The sequence below is a fragment of the Saccharothrix longispora genome, from assembly GCF_031455225.1.
GTDB lineage: Bacteria > Actinomycetota > Actinomycetes > Mycobacteriales > Pseudonocardiaceae > Actinosynnema > Actinosynnema longispora.
Map to the genome: position 1 here is coordinate 2,040,534 of NZ_JAVDSG010000001.1, position 16,532 is coordinate 2,057,065.

Sequence of the window (16,532 nt, forward strand, 5' to 3'; positions counted from 1 at the left end):
CGATGCCCGCCCACCGGCCAACCAGGTGGTAGGAAGGGCGCGTGAGCAATGTGGATGACGTGGCGGGGTTGCGGCTGGCGCAGGACGAGGTCGTGTCCCTCACCAGTGAGCTGATCAGGATCGACACGACCAACACCGGCGACGCCTCGACCCTGGTGGGGGAGCGGGCCGCCGCCGAGTGGGTCGCCGGGAAGCTGGCCGAGGTCGGCTACGAGACGACCTACGTGGAGTCCGGGGCCAAGGGGCGGGGCAACGTCGTCGCCCGGCTGGAGGGCGCCGACCGCTCGCGGGGCGCGCTGCTGGTGCACGGTCACCTGGACGTGGTGCCCGCAGACGCCTCCGAGTGGTCGGTGCACCCGTTCTCGGGCGCCGTGCAGGACGGGTACGTGTGGGGCCGCGGCGCGGTCGACATGAAGGACATGGTGGGCATGACCCTCGCGGTCGCCCGCCGGCTCAAGCGGGACGGCATCGTGCCGCCGCGCGACATCGTGTTCGCCTTCCTGGCCGACGAGGAGGCCGGCGGCCTGTTCGGCGCCAAGTGGCTCGTCGAGAACCGGCCCGAGCTGTTCGAGGGCGTGACCGAGGCCATCAGCGAGGTCGGTGGCTTCTCCGTCACCCTGAAGGACGACGTCCGGGCCTACCTGGTGGAGACCGCCGAGAAGGGCGTCCACTGGCTCAAGCTGCGGGTGAAGGGCACCGCGGGCCACGGCTCGATGCTCCACCGCGACAACGCCGTGACGAAGCTCGCCGAGGCCGTGGCGAAGCTGGGGCGGCACCGGTTCCCGATCGTCATCCGGCCGTCGGTGCGCGAGTTCCTCGACGGGGTGTCCGAGATCACCGGCCTCGACTTCCCGGACGACGACGTCGAGGGCGCGGTCGGCAAGCTCGGCGCGCTGTCGCGGATGATCGGGGCGACGCTGCGCGACACCGCCAACCCGACCATGCTGTCGGCCGGGTACAAGACGAACGTCATCCCGTCGAGCGCCGAGGCCACCGTGGACTGCCGCATCCTGCCCGGCCGGGAGGAGGCGTTCGACCGCGAGCTGGCGGAGCTGCTCGGTCCGGACGTCGAGCGCGAGTGGCTGGGCCTGCCGGCCGTGGAGACGACGTTCGACGGAGCGCTGGTGGACGCGATGACCGCCTCGATCACCGCCGAGGACCCCGGCGCCAGGGTGCTGCCCTACATGCTGTCCGGCGGCACGGACGCCAAGTCGTTCCAGAAGCTGGGTATCCGCAACTTCGGCTTCGCGCCGCTGCGCCTGCCCGCCGACCTGGACTTCTCCGCCCTGTTCCACGGCGTGGACGAGCGCGTCCCGGTCGACGCGCTCCAGTTCGGCGTCCGCGTCCTGGACCGCTTCCTGCGCAACTCCTGATCCGCGCCGCCCCGCGCGCCGGCTCCGGGCCCGACGCGCGGGGCGATCGGCGGCGTCCGCTATGGACTGTCCTGTTCGGACTGGTCGGCTCCGTTCACACGTTCGCGTGGCGGTTCGCTGTTTTGATCATCCAAAGTGGACGAGCGGGCGGGTGTGCCGTCAGAATCCGTGGTGGCCACAGGGCGGCCGGACGCGGCGATCCCGCGCGCCGCCCGCCGGTGACGCGCCGCGCACCGGTCGGTGGCCCCGACTTCGCCGCCACCGGCGGCTGCCCGACACGCCTGGAGAACCGTCATGCAACCCCTTCCGCACGCCCACTGGACGGCCCGACCGCTGCCCGTGCACCTCGTCGGCTCGCTGCCGCACCCGCTGTGCGACGACCCCGCCACCGCGCTGGGCTGGGTCCTGAGGCACATCGACGGAGTGCCGCTGACCGCCCTGCCCTTCGACCGCGACCCGCGCTGGATCATCGACTGGCTCACCCACGACCTCGCCGCCGTGCCCGTCCTCGACCGGGTCCGCGGCGGGGAGAGCAAGGGCTACCACGACATGCCGTGCTACCGGGTCCGCCCGGGGCACCGCCTCGCCCCCGACGACGTGGCCTTCGGCAGGCTGGAGCAGGCCGACGCCGCGTTCGCCGCGCTGGAGGCGGTCGAGGGCGACCGGCCGCTGCGGTTGCAGATCGGCATCCCGAACGCCCTGGACCTGGCGATGTTCGCGTTCGGCCCGGAGGCCGCCCGCGAGTGGATGCCGGTCGTGCAGGCGGCCGTCGTGGGCGAGGTCGCCCGGGTCGCCGCGCGCTGGGGCGACCGCGTGCAGTTCCAGTTGGAGAGCCCGGCCGTGCTGGTGTCCTACCACCGCACGCCGCGGTCGCACTGGCCGGAGCTGACCGCCGAACTCACCCGGCAGGTCGCCGGGGTGCTGGGCGCCGCGCCGGACGCCCGCTGGGTGCTGCACCTGTGCTACGGCGACCTGGAGCACGTCCCGGTGTTCGAGCCGGAGGACCTGGAGGCGCCGGTGGAGTTCCTCAACGGCCTCGCCGACGTGCTGGCCGAGCGGCGGCTGCCGATGCCGACCGTGCACCTGCCGGTCACCTCCGGTGACGGACCGCCGTCGGTCGACCCGGCGTTCTTCGCGCCGCTCAGGCACCTGCGCCGGGGGGTGGACGTCATCGTCGGCGTGGTCGCCGAGGCGCACCCCGAAGCCACCCGCCGGGCGCTCGAACTGGCCGCGGACGCCCTGGGCGGGCCGATCGCCGGTGTCGCCGCCGCCTGCGGGTACGGCCGGCGCACCCTGGACGCGGCGGCGGCCAACGTGGAGCTGGCCGTCGAGCTGGCGCGCGAGTGGAGCCCGATCCCCGAGCGGAGGTGAGCACGTGCGGGGGCGTCGCCCGGTGGCGGCGCCCCCGCGGGATTGACGCCGGGCCGCGGGCTTTGGCATGGTCTGAACCAGATCGGTTGTGAGAGCGCTCTCAAGACTTGCCCGGGGCGCACGGCCACCCTCCCTGTCCGGCTGTGCGCCCACCCTGTGGACAAGGAGGACCGCGTGCGCATGACAACGTTGACAAAGGTCGGGACGGCCGTCGCGCTGGTGGTGGGCGGCCTGGTCGCCGCACCCGCCGCGCAGGCCGCGCCCGTGACGTCGGGGCAGCTGTCGCCGGGCCTGGTCTCCTCGATGCGGGCCGCGTTCGGCCTGACCGAGCAGCAGGCCCTGGTCCGGATCGCCCGGGAGGCCGAGGCGACCCGCGTGGCGCCGTCCGCGCGCACGGCGGCGGCCGGCGCGTTCGGCGGCAGCTGGTTCGACCAGGACCGGGGCGTGCTCGTCGTCGGCGTGACCGACGGCAAGGCCGCCGAACGGGTGCGCGCCACCGGCGCCGAACCGCGGCTGGTGTCCCGCACGGCCGCCGAGCTGGACCGGGTGAAGGACCGGGTGGACGCGCTGTCGAAGGCGGGCGGCGTGCCGTCGGCCGTCACGAGCTGGCACCCGGACCCGCGCAGCGGTGCGGTGGTGGTCAACCTCCGGGCGGGTGAGCAGACCCGCGAGGTGGCGGACTTCCTCGACCGGGCGAAGGAGTTCGGCCCGATCGAGGTCAACACCGAGGGCGTCACCGCACCCGTGCCGTTCGCGGCCGGGACGGTGGGCGGCGACCCCTACTACACCGGCAACGTGCGCTGCTCGATCGGCTTCTCGGTGCACGGCGGGTACGTCACGGCCGGTCACTGCGGCGGCACCGGCGCCCAGGTCTACGGCTGGGACCGCTCCTGGCAGGGCACGTTCGCGGGTTCGTCGTTCCCGGGCAACGACTACGCGTGGGTGCGCACCGGCGGCGGCTGGTGGAACGTGCCCGTCGTGCTCGGCTGGGGCACGGTGAGCGACGCCCTGGTGCGCGGCTCGTGGGAGGCCCCGGTCGGCACGTCGGTCTGCCGCTCCGGCTCGACCACGCGCTGGCACTGCGGCGTCATCCAGTCCCGCAACGAGACGATCCACTACGCCCAGGGCGACGTGCACCAGATGGCGGGCACCAGCGTGTGCGCCGAGGGCGGCGACTCGGGCGGCTCGTTCATCACCGGCGACCAGGCGCAGGGCGTCACGTCCGGCGGGTACGGCAACTGCTCGTCCGGCGGCCGGACGTGGTTCCAGCCGATCAACGAGATCCTGTCGGTCTACGGGCTGAGGCTGCTCACCGCGTGATCCCGACCGCGCGGGCGGCCCGCTCGTCGACGAGCGGGCCGCCCGTCGCCAGGTCCAGGTCCACCGTGCGGCGCTGCGGCGTCACGACCACGTCCGCGGAGTGCGCCGCGGCCCCGCCCGGCGGCAGCACGGTCAGCACGTAGCCGCCCAGCGGCGGCAGGGGCAGCGCGTAGCGGCCGGCGTCGTCGGTGCGGGTGCGCTCGGCGGTGCCGCCCGCCGTGCCGGTCAGCGTGACCAGGGCGTCGGCCACGGCCACGCCGCCGTCGCTGACGATCCCGGCCAGTTCGCGCCGCTCGCGCAGCACGATGCGCTGCGGTCGGTCGCCCAGGTCGAGGACCTGCGAGCACGACGACCACCCGTCGGCGGAGCAGACCACCAGGTAGCGGCCCGGACCGGGCAGCGCGGCGGACCACGACCCGGCGCTGTCGGCGCGCGACCAGTCGGTGTGCTCGCCCTGGAGGGTGAGGACGGTGACGACGGCCAGCCGGACCGGCTGCCCGTCCGGGGTGACCACGTCCCCGGTGACGACGACCTCGTCGTTGCCCGGCGCGACGTCCCGGGCCGGGGCGTTGACCGTGGTGACGCTGCGCCCGGGCAGCGCGAGGGCCAGTGCGGCGGCGAGCACCGCGGCGGCCCCGGCGATCCACGCGGTCAGCGCGAACGCGCCGGCGTCGGGCGCGGCGACGCCCGCGGCGGTGGTCGTGCCCGCGGTGAGCACGGCCGCCACGACGGCGCTGGACGTCGAGGTGCCGATCTGGCGGACGAGCGTGTTCAGCCCGTTGGCCGACGCGGTCTCGGTGATCGGCACGAACCGCATGACCAGGATCGGCATGGCGGCGAACGCGATGGCCGTGCCGGTGGAGATGACGGTGGTGGCGGTGACGAGCTGCCACAGGCCGCCGGTGAACAGCGCGCGGGCGGCGTAGCCGACGGCGATGACCAGCGAGCCGACCATGAGCGTGATCCGCGCGCCGAAGCGGCGGGTCAGCGCCGCCGACACCGGGGCGAGGACCACCATGACCGCGCCGCCGGGCAGCATCGCCAGACCGGCCGCGGTGGGGGTCAGGCCGTGGCCGACGCCGGTCGACGTGGGGAGCTGGAGCTCCTGGGTGCCGACCAGCAGGTTCGCGTACATGGCGAAGCCCGCGAGCAGCGAGGCGACGTTGGTCAGCAGCACGGGCCGGCGCGCGGACGTGCGCAGGTCGACCAGCGGGTTGCCGGTGCGCAGCTCCCACGGCGTGGTGATCGCGAACCCGATCGCGGCCACCGCGGCGCACAGCAGCGTGTTCCGGCTCGTCCACCCCCACGTCGAGCCCTTGGAGACCGCCAGCAGCAGCGCCGACAGCGACACCGACAGCAGCACCGCGCCCACCACGTCGAACCGGCCGGGGCTGCGCACCGTCGACTCCGGCACGACCACCAGCACGGCGGCGAGCATCAGCGCGCCCATGCCCGCCGACACCCAGAACAGCGAGTGCCAGTCGAGGACCTCGGCGATGACCCCGCCGAGCGGCAGGCCGGCCGCCGCGCCGATGCCGAGCGTCGCGCTCATCAGCGCCACGGCCGCGCCGACGCGCTCCTTGGGCACCTCGTCGCGCATGATGCTGATGCCGACCGGGATCAGCGCGGCGGCGAAGCCCTGCAACGCCCGGCCGACCAGCATCCAGGTCAGCCCGGTGCTCACCGCGCACACCACCGAACCGGCCACCAGCACGCCGAGGGCGATGACCATGACGAGGCGCTTGCCGACCATGTCGGCGACCTTGGACAGGATCGGGGTGGCCACCGCGCCGGTGAGCAGGGTCACCGTGACCAGCCAGGACGCGTTGTCCGCCGTGGTGTCCAGCAGTTCGGGGAGGTCGGGCAGCAGCGGGACCACGAGCGTCTGCATGAGGGACACGACGGTCCCGCACAGGCTGAGCACGGCGATGACGAGGCCCACCGGCCGCCTCGCGCGAGGAGCACGGTTCACGCCGAAAGCTTAGCCTTACTAACTACCGCTCGCCGCCCGAACGGCCGTCGGTCGAACGAACCATGCCGCCGGCCCGCGCCGTCCCTAGCGTCCTGGGCACACACCTCCGACCGGGGAGTTCACCATGGACGACGGCGGGATCAGCAGGCGGACCCTGTTACAGGGCACGGTGGCGGCGGGCGTCGTCACCGCGGTGGGCGGCACGGCCGCCCTCGCGGCCGTGCCGGGGTTCTACAACCCCTTCAGCGGCTACCGCGTCACCGGCACCTGGCAGGACCACCTCGACCGCGGCTCGCTCGGCGGCATCGACTACGGCATGGCCGTCGGCACGCGGCTGCCCGCCGCGGGCGGCGGTGTCGTCACGAACACCCCGGACAACGGCACCGGCGGCCACACGGTCACCATCCGGCACGACAACGGCTATCGCACCCAGTACCTGCACCTGTCGCGGTTCCTGCCGGCCAACGGCACGCGCGTCGCCATGGGCGACCCCGTCGGCCTGTCCGGCGGCGCCGCGGGCGCCCCCGGCTCCGGCTCGTCCACCGGCCCGCACGTGCACTGGCACATGATCAACCCCGGCGGCACGCGCATCAACCCGCTGACCTTCCTCGGCAGCGACCCCGGCACCGGCCTGCCCAAGACCTCCACCGAGCAGGACGGCGTCCCCGGCGCGGTCATGTGGAAGCGCGCCCAGAACTGGCTGCGCCTGGAGCACGGCTACCCGGGGCCGATCGACGGCGTGCCCGGCACGAACACCTACGCCGCGCTCCAGCGCGGCGTGCGCGGCCACGGTTACACGGGGCCGATCGACGGCGTCATGGGCCCGAACTCGTGGGCCGGCGTGCAGCGCCTCGCCGCCGGGTGGGGCTACACCGGGCCGATCGACGGTGTGATGGGGCCGAACTCGTGGCGCGGGTTCGCGCGGTTCCTCAACCAGGACAAGTACGACTGAGGGGTGTGCTGGTCGGCGACCGCCGGCGCCATGACGTAACTTGGGTGCCGTGCGGGACGAGCAGCCGAGCAGGCGACACGGCGGCCGGAACGCCGGTACGAGGGCGTTGCTGGTGTTCCTGGCCGTCGGCGCGCTGCTCGCGGCGCTGCTGCACGACCCCGGGACGTCGGTGACCGGCCGTCCCGTCGCCGCGCCCGCACCCTCCTCACCCTCACCCGAGGCGACGACCGCGCCCCGGCCCGAACCGGCGCCCGCACCCGACCCGTGCGCCGTCGCCGCCGGGGCGCTGCCGCTGCGCGCCCGCCTGGCCCAGTTGCTCGTCGTGGGCGTCGACCCGCGCGGGCCCGCCGACGCCCTCGGCATCGTCCAGCGCGACCAGGTCGGCGGCATCTTCGTCGGCGGCGACGCCCCCGGCCTGCTCAGCGGTGGCGCGCTGGGGGCCGTGCGGGCCGCGGCGGCCCTGCCGCTGATCGTGGCCGTGGACGACGAGGGCGGTCGTGTGCAGCGGGTCGACCAGCTCGACGGCGACCTGCCCAGCGCCCGGCGGATGGCCGCCGACCTGTCTCCCGACCAGGTCCGCGCGCTGGCCCACGAGCGGGCCCTGCGGCTGCGCGACCGGGGCGTGACGATGGACCTCGCCCCCGTCGTGGACACCAGCGGCCAGGCCGACCGCACGGTGATCGGCGACCGCTCGTTCAGCCCGGACCCCGAGGTGGCCGCCCGCTACGCGCTGGCCTTCGCCGATGGCCTGCACGACGCCGGCGTGACCCCCGTGCTCAAGCACTTCCCCGGCCACGGCAACACCAGCGGCGACTCCCACCTCGGCGCCGTGCGGTCGCCACCGCTGGACGTGCTGCGCACCACCGACCTCGTGCCCTACCGGGACATCGACCGCTACGGCGACGTCGTGGTGATGCTCGGCCACATCGACGTGCCGGGCCTCACCGGCGGCAAGCCCGCGACGCTCAGCGGCGAGGCGTACCGGCTGCTGCGCGAGGAGTTCGGCTTCACCGGACCGGCGATGACCGACGACCTGGGCGCGATGAAGGCGGTGACGGACCTGGTCGACCTGCCCGACGCGGTGCGCCAGGCCCTCGCCGCCGGCGCCGACCTCGCCCTGTGGTCCTCGGGCGGGCGCGTCGCGCAGGTGCTCGACCACCTGGAGGCCTCGGTCGCGGCCGGCACGCTGCCCGCCGCGCGGGTGGACGAGGCGGCCCGCCGCGTGCTGGCCGCGAAGGGCTCCTGCTGATCTTCGCGCGACCCGTGACGAACCGGCTACCTACTCGTTGGTAAAGCAACACGGCCGACGGAAGGGGCAGCGGGGATGGCGACCGAGCGGTTGCGGCTGGAGGACGGCGCCGAGCTGAACGTGGTGGTCAGCGGTCCGGCGGACGCGCGGCTGACCGTGGTGCTGGCGCACGGCTACGCGCTGGACCACCGCACCTGGCACCGGGTGGTGGCCGCGCTGCCGTCCGACCTGAGGGTGATCCGCTACGACCACCGGGGGCACGGCTCGTCCACGCCCGCCACCAAGGAGACGGCCACGATCGAGCAGCTCGGCGACGACCTCGGCGAACTCGTCGAACGGCTGGTGCCCCAGGGCGGCGTCGTCATCGTCGGCCACTCGATGGGGGGAATGGCGGCGATGGCCATGGCCGAGCGGCGGCCGAGGCTGTACCGGCAGCGCGTGGCCGGGGTGGTGTTCGTGTCCACCGCGACGACCGACCTGTCGGAGACGTCGCTGGCGTGGCCCAAGGCGCTGGGCAAGCTCGTGCGCGAGCTGGAGCGGGCGTTCGGGCCGCTGGTGCGCACCATCCGGGAGAGGATCGAGCCCGCGAAGACGGCCGGCCTGCGCTGGTGGCTGTTCGGCGACGAACCGCGCCAGGAGGACGTGGACCTCGTCGCCGACGTGGTGTGGGCGCACTGGCCCGGCACGATCGCCCTGTTCCGACCCGCGGTCGACCGCTACGACCGCGAGGCGGCGCTCACCGTGGCGGGGGAGCGGCCGGTGGTGGCGATCGTCGGCGACGAGGACCGGCTGGTGCCCGAGGGCGACGCGAAGGCCCTCGCCGCGTCGGTCGGCGGCGAGTCGGTCGTGGTCGCCGACGCCGGTCACATGCTCCCGCTGGAAGCGCCCGCGGAGGTGGCCGCGCACATCGTGCTGTTGGCCGCCCGCCATTAGATTCATTTCCCGACAATCGACCCGAATGCGTACTCCGCCATTGGTAACGTGGTGACGTCCAATGGCGAAGTACCGTTCGAGACGATCGCGCGGGAAAGGTGCACGGGCTTGCCGCACGTCACGTTCATCCACGGAATCGGCAACAAACCGCCTGCGCCGAGGCTGGGCCGCAACTGGCGGCGGGTCCTCGCCGAGAACGGCCTCGACCTCGACGCTTCCGGCGTGACCAGCACGTTCGTCTACTGGGCCGATCTGTTGCACCCCGCGCCGCTGCCGGAAGCGCGCTACGAGGACGCCCGCGGCTCGCTGGAGGTCGAGGCGCCCGAGATCGGCATGCGGTGGCTGGTGCGGTCCACCGGCGTCGAGGCGTCGTTCGTCGCGGCGCTGGCCGACCGCGTCGGGTTGGACGAATTCGCCTCCGACGACCCGGTGCTGCCCGCGGGCGTCGAACCCGATCCGACGAGGGAACGCGTGCTGCTACCGTGGTTCGTCAAGCGACGCCTGATGAAGGTGTTCCTGCGCGACGCCCACCACTACCTGTTCGACACCGAGTTCAGCCCGCGAGAGGGCGAGATGTACTCGATCCGGCGCGAGATCCGCGCGCGGGTGCTGCGGGCGCTCGACGAGGGCGCGCGGCGGCCCGGCCCGCACGTCGTCGTGGCGCACAGCCTCGGCACCGTCATCGCCTACGACTGCGTCAAGCGGCTGCCGGACTGCCCGCGGGTGGACGGCCTGCTCACGTTCGGCAGCCCGCTGGGCATCGACGAGGTGCAGGACCGGCTCCGCCCCGAGTGGACCCGCCACGACGGGTTCCCGGCGGGGGTGCGGCAGTGGGTGAACGTCTACGACCGGCTCGACCCCGTCGCGGGCGTGGACGCCCTGCTGGCCAACGACTTCCGCCGCCAGGGCGTGAAGGCGGTCGTGGACGTCGGCGCGCCGAACCGCGGGGCCTGGCGGCACGGCGCCGACAAGTACCTGGCGGGCGCCGGGCTGCGGGACGCGCTGGCCGGGATGCTGGACGGGGAGTGGTGACGACCGGGTGACCTGGGACCGCCGGACCTCGGTCGTCGAGTTGTTCCGCGCGGTCGACGCGCTCGACCGGCCGCGGGTGGAAGCCCTGTGCGCGGACCTGGTCGAGGACCTGCGCGTCGACGAGCGCCCCTACCCGCTCGACCAGGCCCACCGCGTGCTGGGCGAACTGCGGCGCAAGCGGTACTTCGGGCCGCTGCGCCGGGTCGCCGACGCGCTCGTCCAGGCGGGGCGGTCCGATCCGACGATCCGCCGGCACTACGCCCAGGCGCTGCTGGACCAGGGCGTGCTCACGGCCGCCGTCGCGGTGCTCGAACGCCTGCTGGAGGACGTCGCGTCGAGCCCGTACGAGGCGACCGAGGTCCGCGGCCTGCTCGGCCGGGCCTACAAGCAGATGTACGTCGCGACCGCCCCGACGGCCCCGGCCCGCAGGCGGCGCTTCCTGGAACTCGCCGTCGAGCACTACCGCGGCGTGTACGACCAGGCCGGGCTCGCCTGGCACGGCATCAACCTGGTCGCCCTGCTGGTGCGGGCCCGCGAGGACCGCGTCGACCTGCCCGGCGACCCGCTGCTGATCGCGCGCAACGTGCTGGCCGCCGCCACGGGTCTCGGCCACGCCGCCGGCGTGTGGGACCACGGCACCGCGCTGGAGGCGTGCGTGGCGCTGGGCAGGCACGAGGAGGCGGTGGAGCGGCTGCACGCCTACCTGGGCGCGGGCGCCGACGCGTTCGAGATCGCCGGGACCCTGCGGCAGTTGCGGGACGTGTGGCAGCTGGACGCGTCCCGCGAACCCGGCCTGTCCCTGCTGCCGGTGCTGGCGGGCGCGCTGCTGGCCCGTCGGCCGGCCGGTGACGTCGCGGTCGGCGCGGCCGAGCTGAGCGACGAGGTGCTCGACCGGCTCGACCACCTCCAGAAGCTGCTGGGCGACGAGGGCTTCCAGAGCCTCACGTGGTTCCGCACGGCGCTGGAGCGGTGCCGGGCCGTGGCGCTGGTCGAGGACCCGGTGGACGGGGGAGTGGGCACCGGGTTCCTGGTGGACGGCAAGGCGCTGCACCCGTCGTGCCCGGACGTGGTGCTCGTGACCAACGCGCACGTGGTGTCGGCGGACCACCCGGGCGCGCTGCACCCGGACCGGGCGCTGGTGACGTTCCGCGCGCTGGAGGGCGGTCCGGGGCACCGGATCAGGCGGGTGCTCTGGTCCTCGCCGGTGGACCGGCTGGACGTGACCGTCGCCGAGCTGGACGGCGTGCCCGCGCAGGCCACCCGCTGCCCACCGGCCCGCCGCCGCCCCGTGCTGCGGCCCGACGAGCCGACCAGCGCCTACGTCATCGGCCACCCGCGCGGTCGCGAGCAGGTGATGCTGTCGGTGCAGGACAACCGGCTGCTCGACGCCGACGACACCCGCCTGCACTACCGCACGCCGACCGAGGAGGGCAGTTCCGGCAGTCCCGTGTTCAACCGCCAGTGGGACCTGATCGCGGTCCACCACGCCGGCGGCACGCGGATGGCGCGGCTCAACGGGAGGCCCGGCCTGTACCCGGCCAACGAGGGCGTCTGGTTCGACCGGGTGCGGCAGGAGCTGGCGGCGGCGCTGGACGCCGGGCGCTCCTGACCCCCGACGCGAGGCCACCGCACGGGTGGGCGCGCGGTGGCCTCGGTCGTTCGACGCTCTTTATGACTTCAGTGTTGCTTAAAAAGAATCACTCGGTCGTGGGACTGGTGCGGTAGCTGTCGGTGTAGTACTCGCCCAGGCGACGGCGGTAGTCGTCGGCGTCGAGGTGCTCCGGGTCGTAGGCGGGCGCGTCGGTGACGTGCTTCTTCGTCCGGTCGACGCGGACCAGCTTGGCGTCGTGGTCGACCTCGCAGATGGCGCCCACCGGCAGCACCACCCGGTGGCTGGTCAGCCAGGTTCCCGTGTCCACCAGGAGGCAGTCCGCGGGCAGTTCGGCGTTGTGCTCGTCGACCTTGCCGATGCGGCCGTCGACCGCGTCCACCTCGTAGCCGAGCAGGCCGACGTCGGGGCGGCCGCGGTCCTGGGCGATGGTCCTGGTGGGGCTGTCCAGGACGGTCACCGCGTCGCGCCAGACCCAGGGCGCGAAGGGGAAGGGGTGTGGCTGCATGTGGTCCTCCTCTGTCCGGTGACGGGGGAGGGGTACCCATTCGAGTGACTCATGAGTCCCAGCGCCACACGGAGGGTGGTCTTCCGCCTCGGGGGAGGGCGGCGGCGTGCTGGGTGGTGCGCCGGAGGCCGGGCACGCGTTCCATGGTGCGGCCCAGGTTGGCGGGGTAGGGGCGGTCCCCGGTGAGCGCCTCGGTGACGTCGAGGGCGTGGGCGGTGGTGAACTCGGGGCCGAGCAGGCCGGCGGTGAAGGCGGGGTCGCGCCAGAGCTTGTCGGCCAGGAGGGGGCGGCAGTCGGCGACGATGCGGTCGTGGTCGAAGGCCAGGGGTGGGACCTCGGCGAGGAACGCCCAGTGGGTGGGGCCGTCGGTGAGGCGGGTGGGGTCGAGGGTGGCCCAGAGGGCGACGGACAGGGTGGGCCCGCGGGGGTCGCGGGAGGGTTCGTCGAAGGTGGCGAGCTGCCCGGTGGCGGAGATGGCGTCGGCGCGGAGGCCGAGCTTGTCGGTCACCGCGCGGCGGGCGGCGTCGCGGAGGCGTTCGCCGAGGCCGAGGAGGACGCCGGGGAGGGCGAGTTCCCCGGCGAACGGCTCGGCGGCGCGGGGTGCGGTGCCGAGCAGGACGGCGCGCCCGACCGGGTCGAAGCGCAGGGCCAGCACGTCCACCGAGACCGGGGTCGACTCGATCATGGGGTGATTGTCGCGCACGTCCGGACGGTGTAGTGGGTGCGGTCGGGGCCGTGTCCGGTGACCAGGACGGGCCGGTCGAGGTGGTCGGCGATCCAGTGCCGCGGGTCGGGCATGTCGTGGGTGCCGTGCGCGGTGGTGACGCGGAGGTCGGTGGCGTCGAGGTGGGTGACGGCGAGGCCGTCGAGGCCGTCGCAGGCGTCGGCGGCGTAGGTGAGGAGTCGGGCGTCGAGGTGGCCGGTGCGCCAGGCGCCCTGGTAGTGGCCGGTGTCGTTGTGGCGTTCGGGGAAGCGGGCGAGGAGGGCGGGGTCCTCGGTGGGGAGTGGTCCGGCGCCGTGGCGGGTCTGGTAGGTGCGGGTGACGCCGAGGGTGGTGGCGGGGCGTCCGCGCAGGAGGGCGCGGGCGTTGTGGGGGGTGGTGGTGGACCAGGTGGTGTGGGGGTGGAAGCCGTGGTGCTGGTCGAGGAGGACGCCTTGGGCGCCTTCGAGGACGAGGCGGCCGGTGGCGGTGTCGGCGAGGCGGCCGACCTCGTCGCCGCGGGTGGTGCGGACGGCGGTGGCGAAGTCGCGGTAGAGCGCGACGAGGTCGTCGATGACGGGGGCGTCGCCGATGAGCGGTCGGTAGAAGCGGGCGAGGTCGTCGAGCTTGCGGCGCAGGGTGGTGGGGTGGGCGCAGTCGCCGACGCGGGGTGGTTCGCCGGGGGTGCCGGTGACGCGTTGGTGTTCGACGACGTCGCCTTCGGCGGCTCCGTGCAGGAGGGCGTACCAGGCGGTTTCGCCGATGCCCTTGCCGCAGGAGCCGTGGCGGCCGTCGCCGCGGGCGTCCTCGCGGGCGCGGTTGGCGGCGATGTGGAGGGGGGTGGTGAGGAGTGCGTCGGCGTCGATGGTGAGGGTGTCGAGGGGGTCGGGGACGCCGAGGGCTTCGAGTTCGCGGGTTTCGGTGGCGAGGGCGATGGGCTCGACGAGGACGTGGTGGGAGAGGTGGGTGGGCACGCCGGCGAGCGTGCCGGAGCCGTACTGGCTGAAGGTGTGGTGGCGGCCGTCGGCGACGACGTTGTGGGCGGCTTGGGCGCCGCCGTTGAAGCGGATGACGGCGGTGGTGGGGCGGTCGTGGCACAGGGCGTCCACGACCGCTCCCTTCCCCTCGTCGCCGAAGCCGAGGCCGACGACGATGACGTGGCCGGTGAGGTCGGTGGTCATGACAGGGTGACGTCGTCGGGGCCGTCGAGGGCGGGCGGGGTGGCGGTGCGGCGGGTGGCGGGGGTGCGTGCGCCGACCTGGACGAGGGCCTTGCCGACGGCTTCGCCCTCGGCGGCGGAGCCGACCTCGGCGAGGTCGACGAGCGCCTGGTCGAGGTCGACGACGCGTTCTTCGAGGCCGATGGTGGCGGCGATCAGCTCGCAGACGGCGCCGGGGTCGTCGAGCTTGAGGAAGTTCTGGCCGAGGAGGTCGCGCCAGTGGTCGGCGATCTGGGGGTCGTTGTAGTAGGAGGACTGGTTGGGGAGGACGAAGTAGACGTGCCACTTGCGGGCGAGTTCGCGGTAGACGGAGGCGGGGTCGATGTCCTGGGTGATGTCGTCGCCGATGATGCGGCGGATGTGGCGCGCTTCGAGGCGGGGCTTGTTGAGCTCGTCGCCGATGAGGAAGAGGTAGCCCTTGCGGCCGCGCTTCTGCCAGGCGTCGGTGACGACGTGGCGGGCGATGAAGTAGGCGGCGAGTTCGTAGGACTCGCTCTTCTGGCCGCCGCCGTTGCCCTCCAGGAAGATGGTGCGGAGTTGTTCGTCCATGCGGTTGTCGGACTCGAACTGGCCGACCTGGAGGGGGACGCGGTCGCTGTCGGCGTCGCCGATGCCGCCGAAGAGGAGTTGGGGGTCGGTGAGGTAGCCCTTGCGCTGGATGAGGCCGTGCAGCTTGCCGAGCTTGCGCTGCATGATCTGGGGGACGCGGCCCATGGAGCCGGTGACGTCGAAGAGGACGGCGATGGGGGTGGAGTCGGCGTGGTCGGGGGAGTCGCGGCACTCGCGGGCGGTGACGCCCTTGGGGTCGAGCGAGGGGTCGGCCTTCCAGTTGGCGGACGAGGTCTTGCGCATGGCGGCGGTGTAGCCGAAGTCGTCGACGCCCTTGGCGGCGCGGAAGGTCTTGGCCGCCGCGTAGGCGTTGTCGTCCCACTTGCCGTGTCCCATGGTCAGGCTCCTGTCGTGTCGGTGTCGGGGAGTGCGAACGGTCGGTAGGTGCGTTCGCCGTAGAGGTCGTGGAGCAGTTCGTCGTACTCGGTGAGCAGGTCGGCGGCGTCGGGGCGTTGTGCGGGGTCGTCCTGGGTGCAGCCGCGGGCGAAGGCGCGTTGGCGGGTTTCGCCGGGGGCCAGGAGGTCCAGCATGAGCGTGTGCGCCATGTGGACGTCGGTGGCGTGGGTTAGGGAGTGTCCGGTGTGGACTTCGGGTGGGTAGCGGGTGGTCTTGTCGGTGGCGAGGGGTGGTTGGCCGTTGTCGACGGCGAAGGTCCAGCCGACGAGGACGATGCCGTGCTGGGCGGGGTGGACGAGGACGTTGTCGGTGGTGATGGCGCCGTGGACGAGTCCGGCGAGGTGGGCGCCGGCGACGGCGCGCAGGAGGCGGCGGTGCATCCAGGCGTGGTCGCGGCCGTCGAGTCCTCCGGGGAAGGCCTTCTTGACCTCGGTGAGGGTGGTGAAGCCGGTGGTGAGGGGTTCGAGGACGGTGAAGGCGCGGTCGCCGCGCGGGACGTCACCGGAGGTGTCGAGGAGGCGGGGGTAGTAGGGGCGCAGCCAGGGGTGGCGGTCGGTGAGGCGCCGGAGTGCGGTGAGGGCGTGCCACTCGGCGTGCAGGAGGGGGTTGAGGGCGGGGTTGCGGACGAGTTTGACGAGGTGGGGGCCGTCGGTGCGGTAGAGGTTGGCGACGCTGCCGACGGCGTGGAGTTCGGTGGTGCGGTAGGTGGCGGTGGCGGTGTGGAGTTCGGTGGTGGGGGTCTGCTGCCACTCGTGGTGCAGTCGGGTGAGTTCGGCGGAGGCGGCGTGTGCCTGGGTGTCGTGGGGGCCGGCTCTGTCGGGGTGCAGGACGGCGGCCAGTGACCGGTAGAGGCGTTGTGCTTCTTTGCGCCGCGCGGGGTCGCGGGGGCCGAACAGGTCGGCCGCGTCGCGGGCCTGTTCGACCCGGTCGAGGGCTTCCTGCCTGGTGAGCATGGTTTGAGTCTATACGACTCAAACCATGCTGTGGGGTGGAATGCCGTTGTGGTCCCCGTCACGTGACGGTGCGTCACCGTCGGTGTGTGGTTCCGGCGATGTCGATTTCCTTCCTGTGATCGTCGGTCGCGCGTTCGCGTGGAGCCCCGCTCCGCGAGCGCCTCCTCCCGCTCCGCACCGACGCGCCGGCGTGTCCGCTTCCCGCCCGGGACGGGAGTCCGCCTTGCGCACCGCGCAACTCGCCCCGCACGGGATCACCACGAGCTGCCCCGGGGCGCGTGGTGCTCGACCACGGCCGGTCGAGCTGCTGCCGGACGAGCCGACGAACCACCTGTC

At 73.7% G+C, this 16,532-nt stretch carries 14 protein-coding genes; 8 read left to right on the forward strand and 6 right to left on the reverse strand.

Annotated elements, in window-relative coordinates:
- Window positions 1–50: 50 nt before the first annotated feature.
- The 3 genes from J2S66_RS08565 to J2S66_RS08575 all read left to right on the forward strand — a co-directional run bounded on the left by J2S66_RS08565 (window position 51) and on the right by J2S66_RS08575 (window position 4,064).
- Window positions 51–1,373 (forward strand): M20/M25/M40 family metallo-hydrolase, encoded by a 1,323-nt coding sequence (locus tag J2S66_RS08565; RefSeq protein ID WP_310314733.1) that lies wholly within the window; start codon window positions 51–53, stop codon window positions 1,371–1,373.
- A gap of 294 nt (window positions 1,374–1,667) precedes the next feature.
- Window positions 1,668–2,744, forward strand: coding sequence for a hypothetical protein (locus J2S66_RS08570; protein WP_310305960.1), 1,077 nt, complete (start codon window positions 1,668–1,670; stop codon window positions 2,742–2,744).
- Between the two features lie 180 nt (window positions 2,745–2,924).
- Window positions 2,925–4,064, forward strand: coding sequence for a S1 family peptidase (locus J2S66_RS08575; RefSeq protein WP_310305962.1), 1,140 nt, complete (start codon window positions 2,925–2,927; stop codon window positions 4,062–4,064).
- On the opposite strand, the gene J2S66_RS08580 is transcribed toward J2S66_RS08575, so the two are convergent.
- Window positions 4,054–6,036: an MFS transporter gene (locus J2S66_RS08580; RefSeq protein ID WP_310305965.1), complete on the reverse strand. Its 1,983-nt coding sequence runs from the start codon at window positions 6,034–6,036 to the stop codon at window positions 4,054–4,056. The two genes, J2S66_RS08575 and J2S66_RS08580, sit on opposite strands and share 11 nt — an antisense overlap.
- A gap of 124 nt (window positions 6,037–6,160) precedes the next feature.
- Between J2S66_RS08580 and J2S66_RS08585 the strand changes: the two genes are divergently transcribed.
- From J2S66_RS08585 to J2S66_RS08605, 5 genes are all read left to right on the forward strand, one after another.
- Entirely contained in the window at window positions 6,161–6,988 is an 828-nt protein-coding gene (locus J2S66_RS08585; protein WP_310305967.1) for a M23 family metallopeptidase, read from the forward strand.
- 49 nt (window positions 6,989–7,037) lie between these two features.
- Entirely contained in the window at window positions 7,038–8,237 is a 1,200-nt protein-coding gene (locus J2S66_RS08590; protein WP_310305969.1) for a glycoside hydrolase family 3 N-terminal domain-containing protein, read from the forward strand.
- 75 nt (window positions 8,238–8,312) lie between these two features.
- On the forward strand, window positions 8,313–9,170 hold the full coding sequence (locus J2S66_RS08595; RefSeq protein ID WP_310305971.1) for an alpha/beta fold hydrolase: 858 nt from the start codon (window positions 8,313–8,315) through the stop codon (window positions 9,168–9,170).
- Between the two features lie 108 nt (window positions 9,171–9,278).
- Window positions 9,279–10,202: a lipase family protein gene (locus tag J2S66_RS08600; RefSeq protein WP_310305973.1), complete on the forward strand. Its 924-nt coding sequence runs from the start codon at window positions 9,279–9,281 to the stop codon at window positions 10,200–10,202.
- Between the two features lie 7 nt (window positions 10,203–10,209).
- Window positions 10,210–11,811: a serine protease gene (locus J2S66_RS08605; protein WP_310305975.1), complete on the forward strand. Its 1,602-nt coding sequence runs from the start codon at window positions 10,210–10,212 to the stop codon at window positions 11,809–11,811.
- Window positions 11,812–11,899: 88 nt separating this feature from the next.
- Here the strand turns inward: J2S66_RS08605 and J2S66_RS08610 are convergent, their stop codons facing one another.
- The 5 genes from J2S66_RS08610 to J2S66_RS08630 are packed head-to-tail and all read right to left on the reverse strand — an operon-like array spanning window position 11,900 to window position 16,196.
- Window positions 11,900–12,319 carry a PRC-barrel domain containing protein gene (locus J2S66_RS08610; RefSeq protein ID WP_310305977.1) on the reverse strand — a complete coding sequence of 140 codons (420 nt, stop codon included), beginning with the start codon at window positions 12,317–12,319 and terminating at the stop codon, window positions 11,900–11,902.
- A 49-nt stretch (window positions 12,320–12,368) separates the two neighbouring features.
- Window positions 12,369–13,004 carry an NUDIX domain-containing protein gene (locus J2S66_RS08615; RefSeq protein WP_310305979.1) on the reverse strand — a complete coding sequence of 212 codons (636 nt, stop codon included), beginning with the start codon at window positions 13,002–13,004 and terminating at the stop codon, window positions 12,369–12,371.
- Window positions 13,001–14,200 (reverse strand): adenylosuccinate synthetase, encoded by a 1,200-nt coding sequence (locus tag J2S66_RS08620; RefSeq protein ID WP_310305981.1) that lies wholly within the window; start codon window positions 14,198–14,200, stop codon window positions 13,001–13,003. The genes J2S66_RS08615 and J2S66_RS08620 overlap by 4 nt, the downstream gene beginning before the upstream one ends.
- Window positions 14,197–15,183 carry a hypothetical protein gene (locus J2S66_RS08625; protein ID WP_310305982.1) on the reverse strand — a complete coding sequence of 329 codons (987 nt, stop codon included), beginning with the start codon at window positions 15,181–15,183 and terminating at the stop codon, window positions 14,197–14,199. Before J2S66_RS08625 ends, J2S66_RS08620 begins: the two co-directional genes overlap by 4 nt.
- A 2-nt stretch (window positions 15,184–15,185) precedes the next feature.
- Entirely contained in the window at window positions 15,186–16,196 is a 1,011-nt protein-coding gene (locus J2S66_RS08630; RefSeq protein WP_310305984.1) for a protein kinase family protein, read from the reverse strand.
- Window positions 16,197–16,532: the final 336 nt, after the last annotated feature.

Excerpts from the sequence above, each read along its gene's own strand:
- J2S66_RS08570 (WP_310305960.1), top strand. The coding sequence starts at position 1,668 with ATGCAACCCCTTCCGCACGCCCACTGGACGGCCCGACCGCTGCCCGTG.
- J2S66_RS08575 (WP_310305962.1), top strand. The coding sequence starts at position 2,925 with ATGACAACGTTGACAAAGGTCGGGACGGCCGTCGCGCTGGTGGTGGGC.
- J2S66_RS08585 (WP_310305967.1), top strand. The coding sequence starts at position 6,161 with ATGGACGACGGCGGGATCAGCAGGCGGACCCTGTTACAGGGCACGGTG.
- J2S66_RS08595 (WP_310305971.1), top strand. The coding sequence starts at position 8,313 with ATGGCGACCGAGCGGTTGCGGCTGGAGGACGGCGCCGAGCTGAACGTG.
- J2S66_RS08610 (WP_310305977.1), bottom strand. The coding sequence starts at position 12,319 with ATGCAGCCACACCCCTTCCCCTTCGCGCCCTGGGTCTGGCGCGACGCG.
- J2S66_RS08615 (WP_310305979.1), bottom strand. The coding sequence starts at position 13,004 with ATGATCGAGTCGACCCCGGTCTCGGTGGACGTGCTGGCCCTGCGCTTC.
- J2S66_RS08620 (WP_310305981.1), bottom strand. The coding sequence starts at position 14,200 with ATGACCACCGACCTCACCGGCCACGTCATCGTCGTCGGCCTCGGCTTC.
- J2S66_RS08625 (WP_310305982.1), bottom strand. The coding sequence starts at position 15,183 with ATGGGACACGGCAAGTGGGACGACAACGCCTACGCGGCGGCCAAGACC.
- J2S66_RS08630 (WP_310305984.1), bottom strand. The coding sequence starts at position 16,196 with ATGCTCACCAGGCAGGAAGCCCTCGACCGGGTCGAACAGGCCCGCGAC.